Source organism: Vibrio sp. B4-6 (genome assembly GCF_963888245.1).
In the GTDB taxonomy this organism is placed as follows: domain Bacteria; phylum Pseudomonadota; class Gammaproteobacteria; order Enterobacterales; family Vibrionaceae; genus Vibrio; species Vibrio anguillarum.
In genome coordinates this window covers 242615-267840 of the sequence record NZ_CAWPIM010000055.1, presented here as the reverse complement: position 1 = coordinate 267840, position 25226 = coordinate 242615, and the positions used below count along the sequence as shown (strand labels likewise).

The window sequence follows — 25226 nt, the reverse complement described above, 5'->3', positions numbered from 1 at the left end:
AAAAAGGCTCTTATGTGATACATAAGAGCCTTTTAATCAGCAAGTTAAGCTAAGAATTTTATTTTGTTTCTTGGCTTGCTTGAATCGCCGTCAACGCGATTGTGTAAACAATATCGTCAACCAACGCACCGCGAGACAAATCGTTTACTGGTTTACGCATGCCTTGCAGCATTGGACCGATAGAAACAAGGTCTGCTGAGCGTTGTACCGCTTTGTAAGTCGTATTACCTGTGTTTAGGTCAGGGAAGACAAATACCGTTGCTTTACCAGCGACTGGAGAGTTTGGTGCTTTAGAAGCCGCCACGTTTTCCATGATTGCAGCATCGTATTGCAGAGGACCGTCGATAATAAGATCTGGACGTTTCTCTTGAGCAATGCGCGTCGCTTCTCGCACTTTATCTACATCAGCACCTTTACCTGATTCACCCGTCGAGTAGGAAATCATCGCCACGCGCGGGTCAATGCCGAATGCCGCCGCAGAATCTGCCGATTGAATCGCAATTTCAGCAAGCTGTTCAGCATTTGGATCTGGGTTGATGGCGCAGTCGCCGTATACCAACACTTGATCAGGCAATAGCATGAAGAAGATAGAGGATACAATCGAGGCATTTGGCGCGGTCTTAATGATTTGGAATGGAGGAACAATAGTGTTGGCTGTGGTATGAACCGCACCAGAAACCAAACCGTCAACTTCATCCGCTTCAAGCATCATTGTGCCAAGGAATACTGAATCTTGCAGTTTTTCACGAGCCACAACTTCTGTCATGCCTTTTGAACCACGCAGCTCAACCAAGCGAGCAACGTAGTTTTCGCGCACTGAGTCAGCATCGATAATTTCAACGCCAGCACCTAACTCAACACCTTGCTGCGCAGCAACGCGGCGGATTTCATCAGGGTTACCAAGTAGAACACAAGTCGCAATACCGCGCTCAGCACAAATAGAGGCCGCTTTCACTGTGCGTGGTTCATCCCCTTCAGGAAGCACAATACGTTTACCTGCACGACGAGCATACTCAGTTAACTGGTAACGGAATGCTGGAGGGCTAAGGCGACGAATACCTTGCGTGCCCTCAGTGAGCGAATTAATCCAAGGGCCATCGATGTGGCTAGCAACATGATCGCTGATGAACTCGATACGTTCTTTATCGTCAGCTGGAACTTCTAGGCTAAAGCTTTGCAGGTTGAGTGACGTTTGCCAAGTGTTACCTTGCGCTTTAAAAATAGGCAATCCGCTTTCAAAGGCTGGTTTACATAGGTTCACAATCTCTTGTGGCATATCGTAACCGCCAGTCAGCAGTACCGCACCAATTTCAACGCCATTCATTGCGGCCAGAGAGGCGGCAACAATCACGTCAGGACGATCGGCCGATGTCACTAAGAGTGACCCTGGCTTAAAGTGCTCAATCATGTGTGGCAAAGAACGCGCACAGAAAGTGATGCTCTTAATACGGCGAGACTTAATTTCACCTTCATTAATGATTTCAGCTTTCAGGTGTTTGGCCATATCAATAGCACGAGTCGCGATAAGGTCGATACTCCAAGGCACACAACCTAACACACGAATTGGGCTGGTGTTGAAGATCTGCATCACTTCTAAATTGGCTTGTTTCGCGCTATCTGCATCATCAAAAATTTCTGATAAGTCAGGGCGAGTGCGGCCTGCTTCATCAACAGGGGCATTAAGCTTGTTGATAATAACACCTGAAATGTTTTTATTTTTTGTTCCACCAAAGTTTGAGCACGCAACTTCAATACGCTCTTTCAACTGAGTTGGGTTGTCTGTTCCCGGTGTCGCGACAAACACAATTTCTGCGCCCAGTGTTTTGGCAATTTCTGCGTTCACTTGGTTCGCGAATGGGTGTTTGCGTGTTGGCACAAGGCCTTCAATCAGCGTTACTTCAGAATCTTTATTGATGTGGTTGTAACGCTCAACGACGGTTTCAAGCAACACATCCATCTTTTCGCTGCCGATCAACGTTTCTGCCGCTGACATCATCATCGGTTCTGCAATGCTGATGTCGCTGTTACGACCGATAATCGTTGAAGTGAGATCAGGTTGATCGCCACCCGAGCGAGGTTGTGCAATAGGCTTATAAAAAGAAACGCTAACACCTTTACGCTCCATGGCGCGAAGGACACCCATGCTCACGCTGGTAAGACCAACACCAGCGCTGATAGGGATAAGCATAATAGTACGGGACATGAGTAGAGTACCTCAAACTATTGAAATCAATCTAACCGAAACTAGATTGAAAAAGGAACAAAGCCCAACATGACCTTCTTCGGAAATAAGCCTGCTGACCTAAATCGCTAGAAACTAAGGGTTGAGCCCCGGTAAAAAACTGGCTAACTCAGAGAGTTAGCCAGAAAGTCAATTAAAGGCCTGCCAGACGAGCAGTATCTTCAGCAATCACTAGCTCTTCATTGGTCGAGATAACCATAGCTGGAATACGGCTGTTTGCCGTTGTGATCACACCTTCGCCGCCAAAACGTGCTTTTAGGTTTGCTGCGCTGTCGACTTCGATACCGAAGATAGCCAAACGGTTTAGTACCATTTCACGGATAGGGCCTGAGTTCTCACCGATACCACCAGTGAAGACGATAGCGTCTAGGCGACCGTCAAGGCTTGCTGTGTAGCCAGCCACGTATTTTGCTAGGCGGTGGCAGAACACGTCCATTGCACGAGTCGCTTCTTCTTTCTCACCGTAGTTATCTTCAACAAAACGGCAATCCGAAGTCACTTGAGTTAAGCCTTGTAGGCCAGACTCTTTGGTTAGCATAGTGTTGATTTGATCAACAGAGTAACCCAGTGCATCGTGCAGGTGGAAGATGATTGCAGGGTCGATGTCACCACAACGTGTGCCCATCACCAAACCTTCAAGCGGCGTTAGGCCCATTGAAGTATCAACTGATTGACCGTTTTTGATCGCACAAACAGAAGCACCATTGCCTAGGTGACAGTTGATGATGTTAACTTCTTCAACTGGCTTGTTGAGTAGGCCTGCAACTTCACGAGTGATGAATAAGTGTGAAGTACCATGCATGCCATAACGACGGATACCATGCTCTTTGTATAGATTGTACGGAAGAGCGTATAGGAAAGACTCTTCAGGCATAGTTTGATGGAACGCAGTATCAAACACAGCTACGTTTTGAAGCTCAGGGAAGTTTTTCTTAGCGGCTTCGATACCGATGATGTGTGCTGGGTTATGAAGCGGTGCAAAGGTTGCAGCGTCTTGAATACCTTTCAGTACATCATCAGAGATAAGTGCAGATTGAGTGAACTGCTCACCACCGTGTACGATACGGTGACCGATAGCGCCAAGGTTAGCTTTAAGCTCTGGCTTAGAAGCAAGAATAGTTTCAACCATAAACGCGAGTGCTTCTTCGTGCGCTGCACCTTCGCCTAGTTGCGCTTCGTGTTTACCGTCAAGTTTCCACTTGATACGTGCTTCAGGAAGGTGAAGACATTCAGCAAGACCTGATAAGTGCTCAGCACCTGTTTCTGCATCGACAACAGCAAATTTAAGAGAAGAACTACCGCAGTTTAAAACTAAAACTAGCTTAGACATGTGTGACTACCTGTAATAATCGGTTAGGATAAAAATCATTCACAAGAATAGTAGAACCGTTGTGGAGCGCTACTAATCTTGGTCAATAAAACTTGAATTTCCGTATAATGAGACGGGGCTTTTAACGTAAAGTCGTCGATGCATTCCTTGCAGATTTCATCTCGGAGTTGCCTAAATTGTAAATAACGGCAACAATGAGATTGAGGGCTCGCAAAGAATAGCGATAATGGGCCAATATAACAAAAAAAAATTGAAATAATATTAACTTCTATCAATTTTTTACTAGATTAGTTGAATCATTAAACTATTTTTTAGTTGAATGGGCAGCATCGAGAGTGAGGGCGCGCTATGAATAACAAAGTTGGAATCGTTCACAGCCTGAAAGATGGTCAGAAATACATGGATGTTTGGCCTGTGCGCAAAGAGCTAGGCCTCATTTTTCCTGAGCAACGGATCATTAAAGCCACGCGTTTTGGCGTGAAGGTTATGCCAGCTATCGCCGCAATCAGTGTACTGACACAGATGGTTTTTGAAAATACACAGGCGATGCCCCAAGCAGTGGTAGTGGCACTTTTTGCCATAAGCTTACCGCTACAAGGTATGTGGTGGCTGGGAAATCGCGCCAATACCCAACTTCCACCTTCGCTTGCTGGGTGGTACCGAGAGCTGTACCAGAAGATTGTCGATACTGGTTTTGCTTTAGAGCCAATCAAAGCGAAGCCGAGATACAAAGAGCTGGCTGCTATCCTCAACCGAGCATTCCGTCAGTTAGATGAAGCCGCGTTAGAACGCTGGTTCTAGTCACCCAGTTAGCATGTGAATAAAAGGCAAAGAGGGCTTCGGCAGTGAACTCCTCTTTGTTATTCAACTTTCGCCTTATTCTTATCTCTCTTTTTGTTACTTTACTGTTAAACCTCACTTCCCTTTAGCCTGAGTTACTGGTAATAATGTTGTCAGCGACGCTCAGTGCGCGTACATAAAAATATTAAAAACACAGCATCCAACATGTATACCCAAACAATATGAAGTTGTAAGCAATCTGCAATGGGATGAATCCTAATGTGGCACAGGTTAACTGTGTTAACGGGATGAGCGCATTTGCCAGCACTGCTACCGCTTTAAGTAGGAAGGGTATAATGCTTAAATCAAGGAGTTAAGATGAAAGCAGGCAAAGCCATTGTTACCGCCGTTTTTGCAGGAGCAGTATTACTCTCTTCCACAAGCATCATGGCCAAAACAGCGAAAGTCGCCGTATCGCAAATTGTTGAGCACCCGGCTTTAGACGCAACCAGACAAGGTTTACTTGATGGTTTAAAAGCAAAAGGTTATGAACAAGGCAAAAATCTAGATTTTGATTTTAAAACCGCGCAAGGCAACCCAGCTATTGCTGTTCAAATTGCGCGCCAATTTGTCGGGGAAAATCCTGATGTGTTAGTCGGTATCGCAACCCCCACGGCGCAAGCGCTCGTCTCTGCAACCAAAACTATTCCTGTCGTGTTCACGGCGGTGACCGATCCTATCGGTGCTAAATTGGTGAAAAAACTTGAGCAACCGGGTAAGAACGTGACCGGGCTTTCTGATCTATCGCCAGTTGAACAGCACATTGAGCTGATCAAAGAGATCATGCCAAACGTGAAATCTATCGGCGTAGTGTATAACCCTGGTGAGGCCAATGCAGTGAGCTTGATGGAACTGCTTAAATCGAGCACTCAAAAACATGGCATTAAACTTATTGAAGCGACAGCCTTAAAAAGCGCAGACGTACAAACTGCGACACAGGCGATTGCCTCAAAATCAGACATTATCTATGCCCTGATTGATAATACCGTCGCCAGTGCGATTGAAGGGATGATTGTTTCGGCAAACCAAGCTAAGACCCCAGTATTTGGCGCAGCAACCTCTTATGTTGAACGCGGAGCGATTGCTAGCCTTGGTTTTGATTATTACCAAATTGGCGTACAAACCGCGGAGTATGTTGTCGCTATCTTGGAAGGCCAAGCACCGGGTAAACTGGATGTTAAAGTGGCCAAAGGGTCTGATTTAATGATCAACAAAACCGCAGCGGAAAAACTGGGCGTAACTATTCCTCAGTCAGTACTTGATCGTGCTACGAGCGTAAAATAAAGACCATTCAGAGCTAGAGCGAAGGCTTTAGCTCTGTTTAAGCAGAGAAAGGAGTTGTTATGTCTGCTTTTGCTTTTTTTGGCGCTCTAGAGATAGGGCTGCTGTACGGATTAGTGGCATTGGGTGTTTACCTCACTTTCCGTGTCCTTGATTTCCCCGATTTAAGCGTTGACGGCAGCTTCCCGATGGGCGCTGCGGTGGCCGCAACGGCGATTGTGGCAGGTATTAACCCTTGGGTCGCTACAGGAATGGCAATACTTGCGGGTGCCTTTACCGGTTGGGTGACTGCATTTCTTGCGGTTCGCTGCGGTATTTTGCATCTATTGGCGTCGATTCTCACCATGATTGCCGCCTTCTCCATCAATATTCGTATTATGGGACGCCCCAATATTGCTCTGCTTGGGGAGGAGACCATTCTTACGCCCTTTGAAGCCATGGGTGACTCGGTTTACATTCGCCCGCTGGTCGTGGGTGTATTGGTCTTGATTTCGGCCTGGTTTGTGGTGCGATTATTAAACAGTGACTTTGGACTTGGACTGCGTGCTACGGGCGTTAATGCCCGCATGGTGAGAGCACAAGGCGGAAGCACCTCGTTTTATACCTATTTTGCTCTTGCGTTATCGAATGGTTTTGTCGGTTTTGCTGGGGCACTGTTTGCGCAAACCAACAGTTTTGCTGATGTAACTTCGGGCGTAGGGACGATTGTCGTTGGCCTTGCTGCTGTGATCTTGGGGCAGACGTTGATCCCTGGTCGCCGGATCTGGGTTGCAGTGCTGGCGGTCATCGTCGGTTCAGTGCTGTACCGTTTAGCGGTCGCCTTTGCTTTGAGCTCGGGTATGTTCGGTTTGCAGGCGTCTGATCTCAACTTAGTTACTGCTGTGCTGGTGGCCATTGCACTGATTGCGCCAAAAATGAAAAGGAACTTCAAAGCAAAAAAGGGTAATTCTCCTGCTCAGAAGTCGGTTGTTGCTAAGCAGGATAAAGCGTCAGGAGAAACATTATGATTCGTTTAGAAGATATTCAAGTCACGTTTAACCCTGGCACAATTTTAGAAAATAGAGCGCTAAGAGGTGTTCGCCTCGAAGTACCTGAACATCAATTTTTAACTGTGATTGGCTCAAATGGTGCAGGGAAATCGACCTTATTAGGCGCTGTAACGGGCGAAACGCCCATGATGGCAGGCAAAGTACTCATCGATGAAGTCGATGTCACGCGCCAGAGCGTGGATCAGCGTGCACGTTTATGCGCTCGCGTGTTTCAAGACCCACTTGCCGGTACATGTGGTGATTTAACCATTGAAGAGAATATGGCTTTAGCCTACATGCGCGGCAAGCGCCGAGGGTGGGGGTTGTCACTTTCTTCATCACGTCGCAAGTTGTTTCAAGAGCGAATCGCTATCCTTGGTTTGGGATTAGAAGATCGTTTAGGCGATAACATCGGCCTACTGTCTGGTGGGCAGCGTCAAGCGGTTAGCTTAGTGATGGCAACTTTATCTGACAGTAAATTGTTACTGCTTGATGAGCACACTGCGGCTCTGGACCCTAGAATGGCGGCCTTTATCATTGATTTGACCAAAACAATCGTCAAAGAATTTAACTTGACGGTGATGATGGTAACGCACTCGATGAAAGATGCCTTAGCGTGTGGTGATCGCACAGTGATGCTTCACCAAGGTGAAATTGTTCTTGATGTGTCTGGTGAGCAGCGTGCCAATATGAAAGTGCCTGATCTACTGGAAATGTTTTCGAAAGTTCGAGGCGAAGAGCTGGCAGATGATAGCCTTCTACTCAGTTAATGGTTTTATTTCGTTATCACAGAGGGTTAGTTAACACAGTGGTTGACTAAGCAGCAACAGGCTTTCTCGGCGTGAGGTTGAGAAAGCCTGAAGAAAACGCATTACAAGGTGTTTTGTAACCGATCACGGTAACGCTGAATGTGCTCCACGATGGGTTCCGATTTGGTGAAGGTCCTGATTTCGCGAAATAGCTCGTTAGCTTGAGGATATTCTTGACGCAAGTAGGTAAACCATTGCTTGACTCGGTTGGGATAGTAAAAGCCTTTATCGCCTCTAATTTCAAATTGCGAATAGCGCAGGAGCAGATCAACCACTTCATGCCAAGGCATCACTTTATGGTTATGTTTGACCACATTGCCTAAATTGGGAACGTTGAATGCGCCTCGACAAACCATCAATGACTCTACGCCCGTCGCTTTAATACAGGCTTGACCATCGTCATAGTTCCAAATTTCGCCATTAGCGATCAGAGACAGAGACGTCTTCTGGCGTATCTGATTAATGTAATCCCACTTAATTTCACTGGCGCGATAACCGCCGGCTTTTGTTCGGGCATGAACTGTGAGCTCGTTTGCTCCAGCTTGTTCAATCGCATCGACAATTTCAAAGCAGTCGTTAGGGTCTTCCCAACCTAAGCGGATTTTAGCCGAAACAGGGATCGCTTTCGGTACCGCATCTCGGCATGATTTTACCACTTGATAAATCAATTCCGGATGTTGTAACAGCGCCGCACCGCCTTTGTGTTTGTTGACCGTTTTCGCTGGGCAACCAAAGTTCAAGTCAATGCCGTGCGCGCCTAATTCAGCAACTCGTGCGGCATTTTCTGCCATCCAATGTGGCTCTTGGCCGAGCAGTTGAACGTGCACGGGAACACCTGCTTGTGTTTTTGAGCCTGTTTTCAGTTCAGGACAAAGGCGATAAAAAACGTGGTCAGGCAATAATTGGTCAACGACACGCACAAATTCAGTCACGCACAGATCGTAATCATTCATCTGGGTGAGCAGTTCACGCATCAAGTGGTCTAGTACACCCTCCATTGGGCCCAAAATTACACGCATCATCATTTCGCCTTAAAAATTCGAGGCGAGATTGTAGTGGTTACCGAATCAAAAGTCACTAAATGCAAGAGTTGGTATATAATCCTTGGTCAACCATTTTAACTGTACAGATTTTCATGACCTACTCATTGCTCTCTCTACCTCAATCAGCTCCTCAATCCGCTCATTTTTTTGAAGGGGCTATTTTGGCATCCAATTTCGCCACTAAGCCGTTAGAACCCACAACTTGGTTAGAACCTTTAGTGGGGGAGCAAGTCAAAGCACTTGAACCAGCGGTGATGGCGCAAATTAATCTGCAATATAACTTGCTCAAACGTAGCGAATATTCGGCGTTAGCCTTGCTAGATAATGCGACTCAGTGGGCTGATTTTGCTGAAGGGTTTATGAGCGTCTGGCCAGTCGTTGAACCGCAATGGTTAGAGACTCAAATTGGTGATGGCAGCCTGCGCATGCTGCAAGCTTTGTTGACCACCTTCATGTTAGCCATCGATGAAACACAAACACAGCAGCAGATGAGCGAAGCGGGTTTTGCAACACCACCCAGTTTGAGTGATTTTGCTGAGCAGTTGGATGTCATGATCACTGAAGTGGCGTTAATGGCTGATGAATTAATGCTCGGCATGAAAACGCAGCGGGTTAACCCATTTAAAGAGATTGGACGCAATGATCCTTGTCCGTGCGCTAGTGGCAAAAAATTCAAACAGTGCTGTGGCCAGTAAAGTACGCCGCCTGAGGTTTAATCTCAACAAAACGCTGACAAACCCAAGCAAATAAGCCCTTATAAACGAGTTATTCTGATAAATAAGTTGTTCTGATAAGCGAATGCTTCTTAAGAGAAGAGGGCCTTATCAATAAACGTTATAGAAAACGTTATAGACAAAAAAATTGTTATCCATGGAGTGTGGTAATCATGAAAAGAGTGTTAGCCCTGTTGCTGTGTAGTTTTTCTGTCGCTGTTTTGGCTGCGCCAAAAGAGGAGTTGAGCCAACGCCTCGCGCTGAACGCTGGTTTTAGCGCTACCTTTGCCCAGCAAGTGATCAGCCCTGAAGGTGATATTGTGATGGAAGGTCAGGGGAAAGTTGATATTGTTCGGCCAAGCCTTTTCCGTTGGCAAACGACCGCTCCTGATGAAAACTTACTGGTGTCTGATGGTAAAACCTTGTGGTATTACAGTCCATTTATCGAACAAGTGAGTATTTATAATCAAGAACAAGCGACGGAACAAACTCCTTTTGTATTGCTGACTCGTAATCGCGCCAGTGATTGGGATCACTACAAGGTTGCACAAAACGGTGATGATTTCACCCTAACGCCAACCGCGGTAGATTCAAACCAAGGGCAGTTTCAGATAGCGATTGATGAGAAAGGGATCGTGAAAGGTTTTAACGTGATTGAACAAGATGGACAGAAGAGTCTGTTTACGTTTAGCGATGTACAACTAACACCGGCCGCTAAAGCGCGTTTCACGTTCCAGATCCCGCAAGGTGTCGAGGTTGATGATCAACGTAATTGAAATAGGGACTAAGGCGTGAGTAATTATAGTGTGGGTAACTACAGCAGTGTGGGTAACTACAGCTTAGATTTTTCGGGTGATGAAGATTTCCGTCCGTTGGCCGCGAGAATGCGCCCGCAGACGGTTGAGCAGTATATTGGCCAGCAGCACATTTTAGGTGTGGGTAAACCCTTGCGGCGTGCATTAGAGGCTGGTCATATTCATTCGATGATCTTGTGGGGGCCGCCCGGTACGGGTAAAACGACCTTGGCTGAAGTGGCGGCGAATTACGCCAATGCAGAGGTTGAACGTGTTTCTGCGGTGACTTCTGGCGTTAAAGAGATCCGTGCTGCCATTGAAAAAGCGCGCGAAAATAAAATGGCGGGTCGACGTACTATTTTGTTTGTAGACGAAGTGCATCGTTTTAATAAATCTCAACAAGATGCCTTTTTGCCACACATTGAAGATGGCACTGTGACTTTCATTGGTGCCACGACAGAGAATCCCTCTTTTGAACTCAACAACGCTTTGCTATCTCGTGCTCGGGTGTACAAATTAACCTCGCTGGCTAGCGATGAAATTTTGCTGGCGCTCAATCAAGCAATCAACGATGCCGATCGCGGTTTAGGTAAAGTTGCAGCGCAGTTTATGGATAACGTGCTCGAACGTTTGGCTGAATTGGTCAATGGTGATGCGCGCATGTCACTCAATTATCTTGAGCTGCTGTACGACATGGCCGAAGAGAATGCGCAAGGTGAAAAGCTCATTACGCTCAAACTGTTGGCCGAAGTGGCAGGCGAAAAAGTGTCGCGCTTTGATAATAAAGGCGATATTTGGTACGACCTTATCTCTGCGGTGCATAAATCGATTCGAGGTTCCAACCCCGATGCGGCGCTGTATTGGTCGGCCAGAATGATCGCAGCAGGCTGCGATCCACTTTATATCGCTCGTCGTTTATTGGCGATAGCTTCGGAAGATGTTGGCAACGCCGACCCAAGAGGCATGCAGGTGGCGCTCGCTGCTTGGGACTGTTTTACCCGCGTTGGTCCTGCGGAAGGTGAACGTGCGATTGCACAAGCGATTGTCTATTTAGCGTGCGCGCCCAAAAGTAATGCTGTGTATAGCGCGTGGAAGCAAGCCTTAGCTGATGCGCATAATTTGCCAGAGTATGAGGTGCCGCCTCATTTGCGTAATGCACCAACCAGTTTGATGAAAGATCTTGGTTATGGAGCACAATATCGCTATGCCCACGATGAACCGGGAGCTTACGCGGCTGGCGAAAGTTATTTGCCGCCTGAAATGAGCGATACACGCTACTACCAGCCAACAAATCGAGGTTTAGAAACCAAAATTGGTGAAAAGTTAGATTACTTGGCTAGTTTAGATGCAAAAAGCCCACAAAAGCGCTATGAAAAATAGTCTCTTTTCGTTATCTTTGTCGGGTTCAATTTTCTCTACGCGTCGCTCTTATTAGAAAGGGATGCAGGCGCGTTTTTCATAACTAAAAGCATAGGATTAGCAATGCTGGATTCTAAATTACTTCGCACTGAGCTGGATGAAACAGCTGCAAAATTAGCGCGTCGCGGTTTCAAACTCGACGTTGAGACAATTCGTCAACTTGAAGAACAACGTAAGTCCATTCAAGTAGAAGTTGAAAATTTACAATCCTCGCGCAACTCCATCTCCAAAGAAATTGGCCAAAAAATGGCCGCCGGCGACAAAGCGGGCGCAGAAGCAGTCAAGCTACAAATCGGCTCTCTAGGCAGTGACTTAGACGCGAAAAAAGCGCAGTTGAATGACATCCAAGCACAATTGGATGCGATTACTATGTCTGTACCCAACGTACCAGATGAATCGGTTCCTGACGGTAAAGATGAAAATGACAACGTAGAAGTTTCTCGTTGGGGCGAACCTAAAACTTACGATTTTGAGCTCAGAGATCACGTTGATCTTGGCGAAATGGCCGGTGGTTTAGATTTTGCTAGTGCGACTAAAATTACTGGCGCTCGCTTTATCGTGATGAAAGGCCAATTTGCTCGTCTGCACCGTGCGATTGCTCAGTTCATGCTGGACTTGCACACACAAGAACATGGTTATACAGAAATGTATGTCCCTTATCTTGTCAACGCTGACAGCCTGTTTGGTACTGGTCAGCTACCTAAATTTGGTCAAGACCTATTCCATACTGAGCCACTAACTGAAAAAGTGAATGATGAAGAGCCACGTAAACTGTCTCTTATCCCAACGGCTGAAGTACCGGTAACGAACTTGGTGCGTGACACCATTTCTGACGAAGCCGATCTGCCACTTAAAATGACGGCTCATACACCTTGTTTCCGTTCTGAGGCGGGATCGTATGGTCGCGATACACGTGGTCTTATCCGTATGCACCAATTTGATAAAGTCGAATTGGTTCAGATCACGCGCCCAGAAGATTCAATGGCGGCGCTGGAAGAGTTAACCGGTCATGCGGAAAAAGTGCTGAAATTGCTTGAACTGCCGTACCGTAAAGTGGTGTTGTGTGCAGGTGACATGGGCTTTGGCTCTCGCAAAACTTACGATCTAGAAGTGTGGGTTCCTGCGCAAGGTACATACCGTGAGATCTCCTCTTGCTCAAACATGTGGGATTTCCAAGCGCGTCGTATGCAAGCCCGTTTCCGTCGCAAAGGCGGTAATAAACCTGAGCTTGTGCATACGCTGAACGGTTCAGGCCTTGCTGTGGGCCGTACTATGGTAGCCATTTTGGAAAACAACCAACAAGCCGATGGCCGTATTGCCGTTCCTAGCGTACTGCAACCATACATGGGTGGCGCAACGCACATCGGTTAATCATGATGCGTTAAACACAGTAAAAAAACCGACTTGCGAGTCGGTTTTTTTATGCATCAATAGTATGTGTCGGTTCTATTTAAGCCCCATCGATTTGAAAGCATTGCGAATTTTGCAATGCCACCACTACAGCGTTGATCAGTTTTTCAATGTCATCTACTTGGCTAATAAACGGTGGCATCACATAGATTAAACAGCCAAAAGGACGGATCCAGACCCCTTGTTCAACAAATAGCGCTTGAATGATTTCCATATTGACAGGGCGATGCGTTTCAATCACGCCGATAGCGCCCAGCCAGCGCGTCTCTTTTACCATCTCAAAACGGTTAAGCATGGGCAGTAAATGAGCAAATTGCGCTTCAATACGCTGGGTTTGCTGTTGCCAATCGCCCTGTTCGATGAGCTCTAAGCTAGCGCAGGCGACAGCGCACGCCAATGGGTTAGCCATAAAGGTTGGCCCATGCATAAAGCAGCCCGCTTCGCCAGCACAAACCGTATCGGCGACTTGCTTGGTCGCCAGTGTGGCCGAAAGCGTCATATAGCCACCCGTTAAGGCCTTGCCGACACATAAAATATCAGGCGCGATATTAGCGTGCTCACAGGCGAAGAGCTTTCCAGTACGGCCAAATCCAGTTGCAATCTCATCGGCAATCAGTAGCAAACCATATTGATCGCAAAGTGCACGCACGCCTTTTAAAAACTGAGGATGATAGATACGCATACCGCCAGCACCTTGCACAATTGGTTCTAAAATCACCGCCGCAAGCTCTTGATGAGCGTACATTATTTTATCTCGAAAATCATCGAGATCGCGTTCATCCCACTCATCCCAAAAACCGCAAGTTGGCGAATCGGCAAAAATATGCTGCGGCAAAAAACCTTTGTAGAGCGAATGCATCGAGTTATCTGGGTCAGTGACTGACATCGCGGCAAACGTATCGCCGTGATAGCCATGGCGTAAGGTGAGAAATTTCGCTCGCGGTTGACCTTTTGCATGCCAGTATTGCAGCGCCATTTTTAAGCCGACCTCCACGGCGACAGAGCCAGAATCGGCTAAAAATACGTGCTCAAGATTGCTTGGCGCTAATGCCAGTAATTTTTTACAAAGCGTAATGGCGGGTTGATGTGTGATACCGCCAAACATCACGTGTGACATTTTATCAATTTGCTGATGCGCAGCGTAATTAAGGTGTGGATGGTTATAACCATGAATAGTTGCCCACCAAGAGGACATTCCATCAATCAAGCGTCGCCCATCTTCCAAATAAAGATGGACACCTTGAGCGTGAGTGACGGGATAACAAGTCAATGGCGTCAGCGTTGAAGTGTAGGGATGCCAGATATGTTGGCGGTCGAAGAGTAAATCCATGATCAGTCCATATTGCTGGTTTTGTTTAAGAATTAATCAAACGTAAACTTATGCTTTCTTTGTTTGTTGACAGTTTATCGCTTGTCAGTAGACTAGCCAAGCAACAAAATAATAAAACTGAATAAGGAAGAGATGTGGAAGTTCGTCATAACTGGACCGTTGCTGAGGTGAACGCACTGGTCGAAAAGCCGTTTATGGATCTACTGTTTGAAGCGCAGCAAGTACATCGTCAATACCATCCCAAAAATTATGTTCAGGTCAGCACGTTACTTTCTATTAAGACGGGGGCGTGTCCTGAAGATTGTAAATATTGCCCGCAGAGTGCGCATTACCGGACTGATGTTGATAAAGAACGGTTGATGGAAGTCGAGCGGGTGTTAGACGCGGCGCAAAAAGCGAAGCGCTCTGGCTCGACCCGCTTTTGCATGGGAGCGGCGTGGAAAAACCCGAAAGCGCGTGATATGCCTCTCTTGAAAGAGATGATTAGTGGCGTGAAAGAGATGGGCTTGGAAACGTGTATGACGTTGGGCATGCTAACGCCTGATCAAGCAAGCGAGTTGGCCAGTGCAGGGCTTGATTATTACAACCACAACCTAGATACCTCACCTGAATACTATGGCAACATTATCACCACCCGAACCTATCAAGATCGCCTTGATACCTTATCGCACGTGCGCGATGCAGGAATGAAGATCTGCTCTGGGGGAATTATCGGTATGGGAGAGAGCGCTAATGACCGCGCTGGCCTGTTGGTGGAATTAGCGAACTTACCAACCCATCCTGAAAGTGTACCGATTAATATGCTGGTCAAAGTGAAAGGCACACCGTTAGAGCAAGCCGAAGATGTCGAAGCGTTTGATTTTATTCGTCTGATTGCCGTTGCTCGGATCATGATGCCACAATCGGCGGTGCGTTTATCGGCTGGACGTGAAAATATGAATGAGCAGATGCAAGCGCTGTGCTTTATGGCAGGTGCAAACTCCATTTTCTACGGTTGCAAGTTGCTAACGACTCCTAATCCTGATGAAGATAGCGATATGCAGTTGTTTAAAAAACTGGGTATCAATAGCCAACAAGTGAGCCAAAAACCGGATGAAATTGCAGAAAGTGAGCTGCTTGAGCGTGTCGTAAAACGGGTGGCAGCTCGTCCTACTAAAGATGATCTTTTCTACGATGCCAGCGTTTAATTCACGTATTTCAGCGGCGCTCAGTGCTCGTCGCGAGCTTGGGCTTTCTCGCTCTCTTATCGAGCTTGAGGGAGGCAACCAGGTTCGATTGTGCAAAGATGGCCGCCAGTATCTTAACTTTTCCAGTAACGATTACCTTGGCCTTGCACACGACTCAGAATTGATTGCCGCTTGGCAGCAAGGGCTGAGTATGTATGGTTGCGGTAGTGGCGCATCTCCTTTGGTCACAGGCTTTAGCTCAGCCCATCGCAACCTTGAAGCTAACTTGTGTGAGTGGCTAGGTTATGAGCGAGCCATTTTGTTTGGATCGGGGTTTAGTGCCAATCAGGCACTGCTGTTTAGCCTGCTCAATAAAGACGATTTGCTACTGCAAGATAAACTTAACCACGCCTCTTTGATCGAAGCAGGAATGCTTTGCGCAGCCAGTATGAAGCGTTTTCGGCACAACGATGTCACTCATCTTAAGCAACAGTTTAACCGCGATAGTCATACGTTAGTGGTGACTGAAGGGGTCTTTAGCATGGATGGTGATTGTGCACCGCTGTGCGAAATCACGGATGCACTGCAAGGTGAAGCGTGGTTGGCAGTCGATGATGCACACGGCATCGGTGTGTTGGGCGAGGGTGGGGCCGGCAGTTGCAGTGCGGCAGGAATAAAACCACAGCTCTTAGTGGTGACCTTTGGCAAAGCCTTAGGGTTATCGGGTGCAGCTATCTTATGCAATCAAGAGGTGGGTGACTTTCTTACGCAGTTTGCTCGTCACCACGTCTATTCTACAGCCATGCCGCCAGCGCAAGCTTATGCAGTAACTCATGCTATTTCAATGGTCACTCAGCAGTCTTGGCGCAGAGAAAAACTGACTGAGCTGCAAGCTTATTACGCTGAATCTATGCAAGGTTTCGATGGCTATGTTGAAACGCTAACGCCAATCAAACCTTACCTTGTTGGTGAGGCGCAAACAGCATTGAATATCGCCGATCAATTGCGACATCACGGGTGTTGGTTGACCGCGATTCGCCCACCAACGGTGGCTCAAGGCCGTGCCCGATTGCGTATCACTCTAACCGCCAACCACACTATTGCTGACATAGATCAACTAACCACACAACTGCAACGTGCGCTAGAGGAGAGCTGAATATGTCACAAACTCATGCGATAGAGATAAATGCGCTGCATGACAAAGCCGCCATTGCCCATTCTTTTAGCCGCGCGGCAAAGCATTATGATGTACATGCCGCTTTTCAACGTGACGTAGGACACCGTTTATTGGACAAAATGCCGCACAGTCTAGTAGGGAAAAGAGTGCTCGATCTTGGTTGTGGTACGGGCTATTTTTCAGAGCAACTGCGGCGTAGAGGGGCGTATGTGGTATGTGTTGACCTCTCCAGTGAGATGCTAGTACAAGCTAAAAGACGTTGTGGTGATGTTGGCGTCACCTACTATCAAGCAGATGCTGAGGCGCTTCCTTTCGCCAACGCCTCTTTTGATTACGTTTTTTCTAGTTTAGCGCTGCAGTGGTGTGATGACCTTGTTCTACCACTGCGACAAATTCACCGCGTATTGAAACCACAAGGGATGGCTTATTTTTCGACATTATTGGACGGTTCGCTGTTTGAACTGAAACAAGCGTGGACAAAAATTGATACACATCAACACGTCAATGATTTCATCACACTCAATCAGGTAAAAATTGCGTTAGCGCAATCTCACTGTTACCACCATCAACTAGACTTGGCTTCGATCACAGTTTGGTATGACAAAGCCTTTTCCTTGATGAGAGATCTTAAAGGAATTGGTGCAAATCACGTAAGTGGACGCTCACAAGGGTTAACAAGCCGCAAGGCTCTACTGCAAGTTGAGCAGGCATACCAAACATTTCAAAACCATCAAGGTCTTCTACCTGCAACTTATCAGGTTTGTTTAGGGGTTATACATCGATGATTGATGCATTTTTTATTGCGGGTACGGACACCGACGTTGGAAAAACGGTCGCTTCAAAAGCGATTCTACAAGCATTAGCCGCCAAGGATTTGGTGACTATTGGCTACAAACCCGTTGCCGCTGGTAGCGAAAAAACGGAATTTGGCTTACGCAACTCAGATGCATTACATCTGATGAAAGCGGCAACCAAAGAGATGCCCTATGGTGATGTGAATCCATATTCTTTAGCGCTCCCTACATCACCACATATCGCAGCAAAACATGAACACGTCGAGATTGATTATGGCGTACTCAGTAGCAAATTAGCTAAGCATAAAGCGAATGCTGACATTGTGTTGATCGAAGGTGCTGGTGGTTGGCGCGTTCCGATCTCTGATACTGACAGCTTGTCTACTTGGGTTAAACAAGAACAGCTACCAGTGGTATTAGTGGTAGGGATTAAACTAGGTTGCTTAAGCCATGCAATTTTAACAGCGGAAAGTATTATTGCCGACGGGTTGAAGATTGTTGGCTGGGTAGCCAACCGAGTGAACCCAGGAACTGAGCATTACGCTGAAATTATTGCAATGTTGGAATCGCGCATTCCAGCGCCTAAGCTTGGTGAAATACCCTATGTGCCAACGGTAAAACGGCAACAAATTGGTAAGTATATTAATGTTGATCCGCTGCTTGCGTCAGAGTAAGCGATGTGAATCAGCCCAAAGGCATCTCTTAGCGAGATGCCTTTTTTGATCAAGCAGGTTATTACCGCAGCTTATTGACGTGGGTTTTCGCGAACTGAGCTAAAACAACAAAAGCGAGCACCAGCAAGTTAGCAGCATAGATGACCACTAGCCACTGTGGCATAGAAAGCGTTAAAAATTGCCATACCACTTTCGAACAGTCACCGTAAGCTTCGAACATCCAAGGTGCCCATTGATTGAGTGGTGCCCAGCTTGGGAAAGTGACAAATAAATCACAAGTGGCAAAAGGAGAAGGGTTGAATTGGTAATCCACATGTTGCAGAGCTAAGGTCAAACCTTTATAAGCACTGGATCCCCAAGCAACGAGTCCAATCCAACGAACAATCGGATTATTGGGTGCGATTAAGCCAAGCAGAGCTGCTCCGCCAATTCCTAGCATCGCCACACGTTCATAAATGCACATCACACACGGTGCGAGCATCATGATGTGCTGAAAAAAAAGCGCACAAGCCTCAAAAAAAACCACAAAAAGAAGTAATAAAAACCAAGATTTTCTCGATTGAGAGAACAGTTTCAGAGTAGAAAAAAAAGTCACATTCAATACCTGTAAAGAATAAAAAGCCCTGATAGTTCAGAGCTTTTTAACTTAGATAAGTTTCATTATCAACCGAATATTTTAATGCCCGGCAGAGATGACTTGAACTGCTTTGGCTGAATGGTGCGTAATCCACCCTAAGTCATAAAAATGCGCAGTCATGGGCTCAACTAAGAAGACAATGCCAAACAGGCCAACTAATGCCAATACAATCGTGTAGGGCAGAGCCATGATGACCATTTTGCCATAAGAAAGGCGGATCAATGGTGCAAGTGCTGATGTTAATAAGAATAAGAAAGCGGCTTGACCGTTTGGTGTTGCTACTGACGGTAAGTTCGTACCTGTGTTAATCGCGACAGCCAATAAATCGAATTGGTCACGCGTGATAACACCTTCTAGTAGCGCTGTTTTGACTTCATTAATATAGACAGTGCCAACGAAAACGTTATCCGAAACCATCGACAAAAGCCCGTTAGCCACATAGAAGAGAGCAAGCTGAGCCCCTTTATCTTCAACATTCAACACAGCATCGATAACTGGCTTAAAGAGTTGTTGATCGATAATTACGGCTACGATGGAGAAGAATACCGCCAGCAGCGCCGTAAAGGGTAGGGCTTCTTCAAATGCTTTGCCTAGCGAATGTTCTTCTATCACACCAGTAAATGCTGTCGCCAAAATAATAACTGAAAGACCAATCAATCCAACTGCCGCTAAGTGCAATGCCAATCCAACAATCAGCCAGACAGCAATAGCGCCTTGGATCCAAAGTTTTGCGACGTCTTGATTGGTTCGATTTTTGCGCTCAGCCGTGTCAAAATCGACCAGAATTTGACGAACGTTAGCGGGTAATTCTGCGCCGTAACCAAATAGCTTCAGCTTTTCAACCAATACACAGGTCAAAATACCACAGAGAAAAACAGGTACGGTTACCGGAGACATACGGATGATAAACTCGCCAAAAAACCAACCTGCTTGATCGGCGATGATCAAGTTTTGTGGTTCACCAACCATGGTCATCACCCCGCCTAAAGCGGTACCTACGCCAGCATGCATCAGTAGTGAGCGCAAAAACGCACGATAGTTTTCTAGGTCATCACGTGTTAGTTCTGAGATATGCTCATCTTGAGTATGGTCATGAGCGGAGCTTGTCCCTTGTCCCGATGCCACTTTGTGATAAATCGAGTAAAACCCGACGGCGACACTGATGACCACAGCAATAACTGTTAAAGCATCCAAAAATGCAGACAGGAAAGCAGCTGTAATGCAAAAGGCGACCGAAAGCATCGCTTTTGAACGAATACCAAGTAGTATTTTGGTGAAGATGAACAGCAATAGCTGTTTCATGAAATAGATACCAGCCACCATAAACACCAGTAGCAGCAGAACTTCGATGTTATTCACAAGCTCATGTTTTACTTGCTCTGCACTGGTCATCCCAATGGCGATAGCTTCGATAGCCAGTAAGCCACCAGGTTGCAGGGGATAGCATTTAAGCGCCATCGCTAGGGTGAAAATGAATTCAACCACAAGTAGCCAACCAGCAATAAATGGGTCGACCAAAAAGAAAACAATCGGGTTGATAATGAGAAAAGCAATAATGGCAACTTTGTACCAGTCAGGGGCTTTACCAAGAAAGTTCTTGAGAAAAGCGCTTCCGAGGGACATCGGCATGGGTAGTTCTCTTACTGTTGAGATGATAGACGCTGTCAGCTTATCTTTAATTCATTATGTGAAGTGGCCAAATAGAACGTGTTAAACACGAAAACAGTATCTATCGGCAATGTTCTAGCGAAACAACAAACCGTTTAGGGATTATGGTTTTACCAAGACACTCCTTGAGTGAGACAAGCAATCCTTACTTCGACCGTCACTCTACTCCGCAAGCTTTTTTAGTCAATAATAATCAGGTTATTGATAAAACACTTACCGATATTTTGGTCAAAAACGCGATCAAAGTTGGGTAAGCATAGCATAAGAGTTGTGAAAAATTCACGCCGAGCCGTATTTTGAAGTGGAGTTAAGGTAATAGGCATCTAAATGACTAAAAAGAGCGAATTTTGCAAGCTTAAATTGATTATTTTAAGTTTATTAATGTGAGTTATATCTCTTTATTTTTTCTACTCTTATGAGTTCTTCCTTTTGAAGAACTGCTAAAAATTACCATTTCATTGACTCGGTATTGTTCATAAACAAGATGATTAAATTAGAGTTTAAGCTCTATTTTGTTTGTGATAACTTCGCGGATGGTTTGTTTCCGATAACGTTCAACTAGTGGTATGATGAGTCCCATTCGACCCAAATAAATAGAAAACTGGATAAGTACTTAATGGTCATTAAGGCAAAAAGCCCAGCAGGTTTTGCTGAAAAATACATAATTGAGAGCATTTGGAATGGTCGCTTTGCACCGGGTTCTATCTTACCTGCAGAGCGCGAACTTTCAGAATTAATTGGTGTAACACGTACAACGCTTCGAGAAGTATTACAACGCTTAGCCCGTGATGGTTGGTTGACTATACAGCATGGTAAGCCAACAAAAGTAAACCAATTTATGGAAACTTCCGGTTTACACATATTAGATACATTAATGACGCTCGATGCTGAAAATGCCACCAGTATTGTGGAAGACTTACTTGCGGCTCGGACAAATATTAGCCCCATATTTATGCGTTATGCATTTAAAGTGAACAAAGAGCCTGCCGAGCGCACTATTACTAATGTTATCGAAAGCTGTGAAGCACTATTAAGTGCCAAATCTTGGGATTCTTTTATGGAGTTATCTCCTTATGCACAGAAAATCCAGCAGCATATTAAAGATGATGGTGAAAAAGACGAATATAAGCGTCAGCAAATATTGATTGCGAAAACCTTTAACTTTTACGATTACATGTTATTTCAGCGTTTAGCGTTTCACTCAGGAAACCAAATTTATGGTTTGATTTTTAATGGGCTAAAGAAATTATATGACCGAGTTGGCAGCTATTATTTCTCTAATCCAGAAGCACGCGAGTTAGCCTTGCAGTTTTACCGTGAATTATTAGCAGTATGTGAAAGTGGCAATCGTGAGCAGTTGCCGATTGTGATCCGTCATTACGGTATTGACAGCGCTCACATATGGAATCAAATGAAAACAACGTTACCGACAAATTTTACAGAAGATGATCATTAGAAAATTCGTTTTACTGTAAAAAAAGCCCGTATGAAACGGGCTTTTTTGTAGGTTAGATATCTTCGTTACCACCCGCTTCTTTAAACCAAGCGGCTAAATGTAATTTTAAATCTTTCAGTTCATCTGGGCCGATTAAGGCCAACCCTAAATCTTCTGCACGAGTAATGTCATTATGGCGGAGTGGGCGAAAGCTCACGAGCATAGCGCGAGCTTGTAGGCCACCAAGCAAATCACGTAATGATTCTAGCTTATAAAGCGTATCATCGCCGTCATCACGCATACCTTTCGTTTTACATTCAATAATATGCAGTTTGTTATTCACCACTGTAGCGACATCGAGTTCATTTCTGACTTCTCGCTCACCTAATTGACGGTAGACTTGAACATTCAAAGAGCGATCTTGAATGGTTGGCATATCATCTTGGATCTGCCTTATTGTACTGTGCACTAATGTTTCTAACCATTCTCCATTGGAAAATCGGCGCGCATCTTCGTTGGCGAAGGTTAAAATGCCATTTTGATAGGTGGCGATTTGTGCTTCGACCAGATCGGTCAACAGAATATGAAGTTCACGATAGCCTTGTTGTTTTTCTGAAAGTGCAACACCTAGCCGCTGCTCTTTGCGGCACGTCGTCGCTAAATAGTTTAATGTGGCTAAACCAGGACCAAGTTCTAATGCATTACTTGCCCAGCGCTCGCCGAGTTCGTAAAGTTTTTGGTCAAGTTGTGGCGGAATATGATGCTCACTAAATTCACCCCGTGCGCCAAAAATGGTTAAGTAGTCTGAAATGGTAATGTGGTCTTGCACTTGGGTATTATTTTGACCATCGGGATAAAGCCAACACAGCTGATCACTGTTCGGTTCGACGACAAAAATAGGCCATTGATAGCTACGGAACACCTCATAAACGGATAATAAACGATGTCTCAAACCGCAACTTGCGTTCAGCTTGACTTCGTCGTATCTGGCTTTCAAATCTTCCGCTAAAAACTGGATAGCTTGTTTGATTGCTGAGGTATTGGAACCTGATGGGATTTCAAAAAACTCAGAAGTGATGTCGCGCTGACTCAATACCGAGTGTAAACGTAAATACATTGATTTTTGGTCTTGATCACCGATGAAGACAATGTGCGAACTTACCGTTCGATTATCAAGCAGGGGAGTAACCAAGCGAATAGGGTCTTGGTCGATAATGCCAACATGAACAGCCATAGATCATCCTCATGTTTGGCTTGCAAAGAGTAGGAGGTAGATAATAATGCGCAAGCCGATAGTTATCATATAACGATGTGGCATCAAAAAAACAAGGGCGACTTTAGATTAAAAGCCGCCCTTGAGACATAATTTACATGTAACTTACAAATGGGGTTGAGTTTGTTAACGGTCACTCATAATGTAAAACGATGGACTAATTCATTCTGCTGATTAGCAAGCTGAGTTAGGTTGGCGCTTGCCTGTGCAATTTGAGACATGGCTTGATAGCTACCATCAGCGATTAAATTAATATCCTCGATACTGCGTGCAATGTCACCGGTTGTTTCACTTTGCTCGGCGGCCGCTTGTGTAATATGAGTACTCATCTGACTGATTTCTAGAATTAACGCTTGGATCTCTTCCATTGCGCTATTCGCCGTTGATGCTTGTTCGACAGAAAGTTCCATATCAGTCATGCAGCTTTCAATAACAGTACTGGCAGAAGATGAGCTGGATTGCAAGTTGCTGATCATACTTTCAATTTCAGACGTCGAATCTGTTGTGCGTTTTGCCAAAACACGAACTTCGTCAGCTACGACTGCAAACCCGCGCCCTTGCTCTCCAGCACGAGCAGCTTCGATCGCGGCATTGAGCGCCAATAAGTTAGTTTGTTCTGCAATATTACGAATCACATCCAAGATAGAACCAATTTGGCTGCTCATCTTTTGTAGTTCACCGACAGCATCAACCGATTGATTTAAGCGAGTCTCCAATTGATTAATAGTAGTGATATTGTCACTCATAATTTTACGGCCCGATTCAGAAGCCGATTCAACTTTCTGCACCATCTCTAGCGAACTTTGAGCACTTTGCGCTACTTCTTGCACTGAATGAGCCATTTCTGTCATTGCGGTTGCCACGCTCGCGGTTTGCTCACGTTGGGTGCTGAGTTGTGACTGTGCTTTTGAAGAGGTGGTTTGGTTATGGTTAGCTGTGTTGGTTAAATTTTCAGAAGCATCATTCAACTGCACCAAAATATGGTGCAAATTATCTGCTAGCGAATTGATGTGGCCACTTAAGCGACTAAACTCGTTGTTGTAACGAATTTCAATGCGTTGTGTCATATCCCCTTTTGTCAGCCCTTCTAGCGTTTTGAGTATACGATTTAACGGCTCACGAACACTTTGCGCAATGTGGTAACCAATTCCTGTAGCCACTAGCACAACCGCAATACCAATCACGATCGCTTTAATAACTCCTTGCTTATAGACTTCCCCGGCTTCTCGCAGAGAGGCATTTAAACCATCGGTCGCAGTATCGTTAAAAGAGTCTAAAATCGTCATTGCTTTATCGACCTCGATAGCCAAATTCGCAATGTTTTCATAAAGGGCTGTTTTCGCTAGTAAGTAACTATTGTGTTGATCAAGCACACCACCCTTTTGCCCAATATCTTGAGAGAACTTTTGGACGAGATCGTCAAAGGTTTTTTTCAGCTCAGGTAGCTGGGTCGATAAGCCTCGGTAAGCGTAGTTGAGGTGCGTGACTGCTTTTTTATTCATGGTGACGGCCTTGTCAACAAAGGCGACATCCGAACTGGCCAAAGCGTCTGAAGTGATTAATTCCGCATCTTTCAATTTAATGAAATAACTTTTCGCCATGACTTTAACTGAAATGCTATTTTGCCCATCGACAAAATCTTTCATTCCTGTGCTTAAATCGGCATGAAGTCTTTGAAATTCACGAGTTGATTTTTGCACTTGAGCTTGCGCCTCAAACATCGCCTGATAATTATTCATGGCTTGTTCTGCTTCTGAAAAGTAGCGGAGTTCCATCTGTTTAAGTTGGCTTATCCGCTCTTCAAGAGAGGGGTTCATTGCACTTGCTTGTTGGAGCTGGTTTAGCACGTCAGCAAAATCTTGTTTTGCTTTAGCAAATTCTGAACGCATCACATTCATGCGATCTTGGTTTTGTGTCGTCAAAAAGTCCTTAAAAGATTTATCGGCAGAAAGCAGTTGAACACTTGTTTTGTTTGACAAAGAAACGAGCGGTAAGGCGGTGGTTGATACACTTTCGAAATTAGAATGAATTTGATTCATTCCTCCCATCATAATGGCGGTCGTTACTGCAAACATGATGATGATCAGTGTGAAACCAGCGTACATTCGCCTAATCACTGAACCCTTCATAATCCTCTCCCTAGAAAAATAGTGTTTTGTTTTA

21 protein-coding genes are annotated in these 25226 nt (G+C 45.5%); 13 read left to right on the top strand and 8 right to left on the bottom strand.

The window, feature by feature from the left end; translation table 11 throughout:
* Positions 1 to 58: 58 nt before the first annotated feature.
* Positions 59 to 2203, bottom strand: a complete 2145-nt coding sequence (gene pta, locus AACV20_RS14030) for a phosphate acetyltransferase (protein ID WP_013856498.1) — start codon at positions 2201 to 2203, stop codon at positions 59 to 61.
* 172 nt (positions 2204 to 2375) lie between these two features.
* Positions 2376 to 3572 carry an acetate kinase gene (locus tag AACV20_RS14025; protein ID WP_013856499.1) on the bottom strand — a complete coding sequence of 399 codons (1197 nt, stop codon included), beginning with the start codon at positions 3570 to 3572 and terminating at the stop codon, positions 2376 to 2378.
* Positions 3573 to 3920: 348 nt separating this feature from the next.
* On the opposite strand from AACV20_RS14025, the gene yfbV reads away from it, so the two are divergent.
* The 4 genes from yfbV to AACV20_RS14005 all read left to right on the top strand — a co-directional run bounded on the left by yfbV (position 3921) and on the right by AACV20_RS14005 (position 7491).
* Positions 3921 to 4373, top strand: coding sequence for a terminus macrodomain insulation protein YfbV (yfbV, locus tag AACV20_RS14020; protein WP_129532601.1), 453 nt, complete (start codon positions 3921 to 3923; stop codon positions 4371 to 4373).
* A gap of 357 nt (positions 4374 to 4730) precedes the next feature.
* Positions 4731 to 5696 (top strand): ABC transporter substrate-binding protein, encoded by a 966-nt coding sequence (locus tag AACV20_RS14015; protein ID WP_170907494.1) that lies wholly within the window; start codon positions 4731 to 4733, stop codon positions 5694 to 5696.
* Positions 5697 to 5755: 59 nt separating this feature from the next.
* The gene (locus tag AACV20_RS14010) at positions 5756 to 6700 is read left to right on the top strand and encodes an ABC transporter permease (protein ID WP_013856502.1); all 945 of its coding nucleotides are present in this window, start codon (positions 5756 to 5758) and stop codon (positions 6698 to 6700) included.
* Positions 6697 to 7491, top strand: coding sequence for an ABC transporter ATP-binding protein (locus tag AACV20_RS14005; protein WP_170907493.1), 795 nt, complete (start codon positions 6697 to 6699; stop codon positions 7489 to 7491). The genes AACV20_RS14010 and AACV20_RS14005 overlap by 4 nt, the downstream gene beginning before the upstream one ends.
* Positions 7492 to 7592: 101 nt before the next feature.
* Here the strand turns inward: AACV20_RS14005 and dusC are convergent, their stop codons facing one another.
* Positions 7593 to 8549, bottom strand: a complete 957-nt coding sequence (dusC, locus tag AACV20_RS14000; protein WP_096036799.1) for a tRNA dihydrouridine(16) synthase DusC — start codon at positions 8547 to 8549, stop codon at positions 7593 to 7595.
* A 62-nt stretch (positions 8550 to 8611) separates the two neighbouring features.
* Between dusC and AACV20_RS13995 the strand changes: the two genes are divergently transcribed.
* The 4 genes from AACV20_RS13995 to serS all read left to right on the top strand — a co-directional run bounded on the left by AACV20_RS13995 (position 8612) and on the right by serS (position 12870).
* Positions 8612 to 9268, top strand: coding sequence for a YecA family protein (locus AACV20_RS13995; RefSeq protein WP_017045159.1), 657 nt, complete (start codon positions 8612 to 8614; stop codon positions 9266 to 9268).
* Positions 9269 to 9459: 191 nt separating this feature from the next.
* On the top strand, positions 9460 to 10062 hold the full coding sequence (gene lolA, locus AACV20_RS13990; RefSeq protein WP_026027187.1) for an outer membrane lipoprotein chaperone LolA: 603 nt from the start codon (positions 9460 to 9462) through the stop codon (positions 10060 to 10062).
* 48 nt (positions 10063 to 10110) lie between these two features.
* On the top strand, positions 10111 to 11460 hold the full coding sequence (locus AACV20_RS13985; protein WP_026028684.1) for a replication-associated recombination protein A: 1350 nt from the start codon (positions 10111 to 10113) through the stop codon (positions 11458 to 11460).
* A 102-nt stretch (positions 11461 to 11562) separates the two neighbouring features.
* On the top strand, positions 11563 to 12870 hold the full coding sequence (gene serS, locus AACV20_RS13980; protein ID WP_013856507.1) for a serine--tRNA ligase: 1308 nt from the start codon (positions 11563 to 11565) through the stop codon (positions 12868 to 12870).
* 79 nt (positions 12871 to 12949) lie between these two features.
* On the opposite strand, the gene bioA is transcribed toward serS, so the two are convergent.
* A complete protein-coding gene (gene bioA, locus AACV20_RS13975; RefSeq protein ID WP_047687952.1) occupies positions 12950 to 14239 on the bottom strand; it encodes an adenosylmethionine--8-amino-7-oxononanoate transaminase in 1290 nt (429 codons plus the stop codon).
* A gap of 134 nt (positions 14240 to 14373) precedes the next feature.
* On the opposite strand from bioA, the gene bioB reads away from it, so the two are divergent.
* From bioB to bioD, 4 genes are read left to right on the top strand one after another with little or no spacing between them, the layout of a single operon-like run.
* Entirely contained in the window at positions 14374 to 15426 is a 1053-nt protein-coding gene (gene bioB, locus AACV20_RS13970; RefSeq protein ID WP_017048088.1) for a biotin synthase BioB, read from the top strand.
* Complete coding sequence (gene bioF, locus AACV20_RS13965; protein WP_047687954.1) at positions 15398 to 16561, top strand: 8-amino-7-oxononanoate synthase; 1164 nt, start codon at positions 15398 to 15400, stop codon at positions 16559 to 16561. Before bioB ends, bioF begins: the two co-directional genes overlap by 29 nt.
* A 2-nt stretch (positions 16562 to 16563) precedes the next feature.
* Positions 16564 to 17367 carry a malonyl-ACP O-methyltransferase BioC gene (gene bioC, locus AACV20_RS13960; RefSeq protein ID WP_170907492.1) on the top strand — a complete coding sequence of 268 codons (804 nt, stop codon included), beginning with the start codon at positions 16564 to 16566 and terminating at the stop codon, positions 17365 to 17367.
* On the top strand, positions 17364 to 18050 hold the full coding sequence (gene bioD / locus AACV20_RS13955) for a dethiobiotin synthase (RefSeq protein WP_170907491.1): 687 nt from the start codon (positions 17364 to 17366) through the stop codon (positions 18048 to 18050). The genes bioC and bioD overlap by 4 nt, the downstream gene beginning before the upstream one ends.
* Positions 18051 to 18111: 61 nt before the next feature.
* Here the strand turns inward: bioD and dsbB are convergent, their stop codons facing one another.
* Together dsbB and nhaB are read right to left on the bottom strand one after the other, a co-directional pair.
* Positions 18112 to 18651, bottom strand: a complete 540-nt coding sequence (gene dsbB, locus AACV20_RS13950) for a disulfide bond formation protein DsbB (RefSeq protein WP_094166150.1) — start codon at positions 18649 to 18651, stop codon at positions 18112 to 18114.
* A gap of 75 nt (positions 18652 to 18726) precedes the next feature.
* Positions 18727 to 20316 (bottom strand): Na(+)/H(+) antiporter NhaB, encoded by a 1590-nt coding sequence (gene nhaB / locus AACV20_RS13945; protein ID WP_094166149.1) that lies wholly within the window; start codon positions 20314 to 20316, stop codon positions 18727 to 18729.
* A gap of 655 nt (positions 20317 to 20971) precedes the next feature.
* Here nhaB and fadR point away from each other — a divergent pair.
* Positions 20972 to 21811, top strand: coding sequence for a fatty acid metabolism transcriptional regulator FadR (gene fadR / locus AACV20_RS13940; protein ID WP_010319711.1), 840 nt, complete (start codon positions 20972 to 20974; stop codon positions 21809 to 21811).
* A 52-nt stretch (positions 21812 to 21863) separates the two neighbouring features.
* Here the strand turns inward: fadR and AACV20_RS13935 are convergent, their stop codons facing one another.
* Both AACV20_RS13935 and AACV20_RS13930 read right to left on the bottom strand, forming a co-directional pair.
* A complete protein-coding gene (locus AACV20_RS13935; protein ID WP_170907489.1) occupies positions 21864 to 23024 on the bottom strand; it encodes a DUF1887 family protein in 1161 nt (386 codons plus the stop codon).
* Positions 23025 to 23200: 176 nt separating this feature from the next.
* A complete protein-coding gene (locus AACV20_RS13930; RefSeq protein ID WP_026027184.1) occupies positions 23201 to 25192 on the bottom strand; it encodes a methyl-accepting chemotaxis protein in 1992 nt (663 codons plus the stop codon).
* Positions 25193 to 25226: the final 34 nt, after the last annotated feature.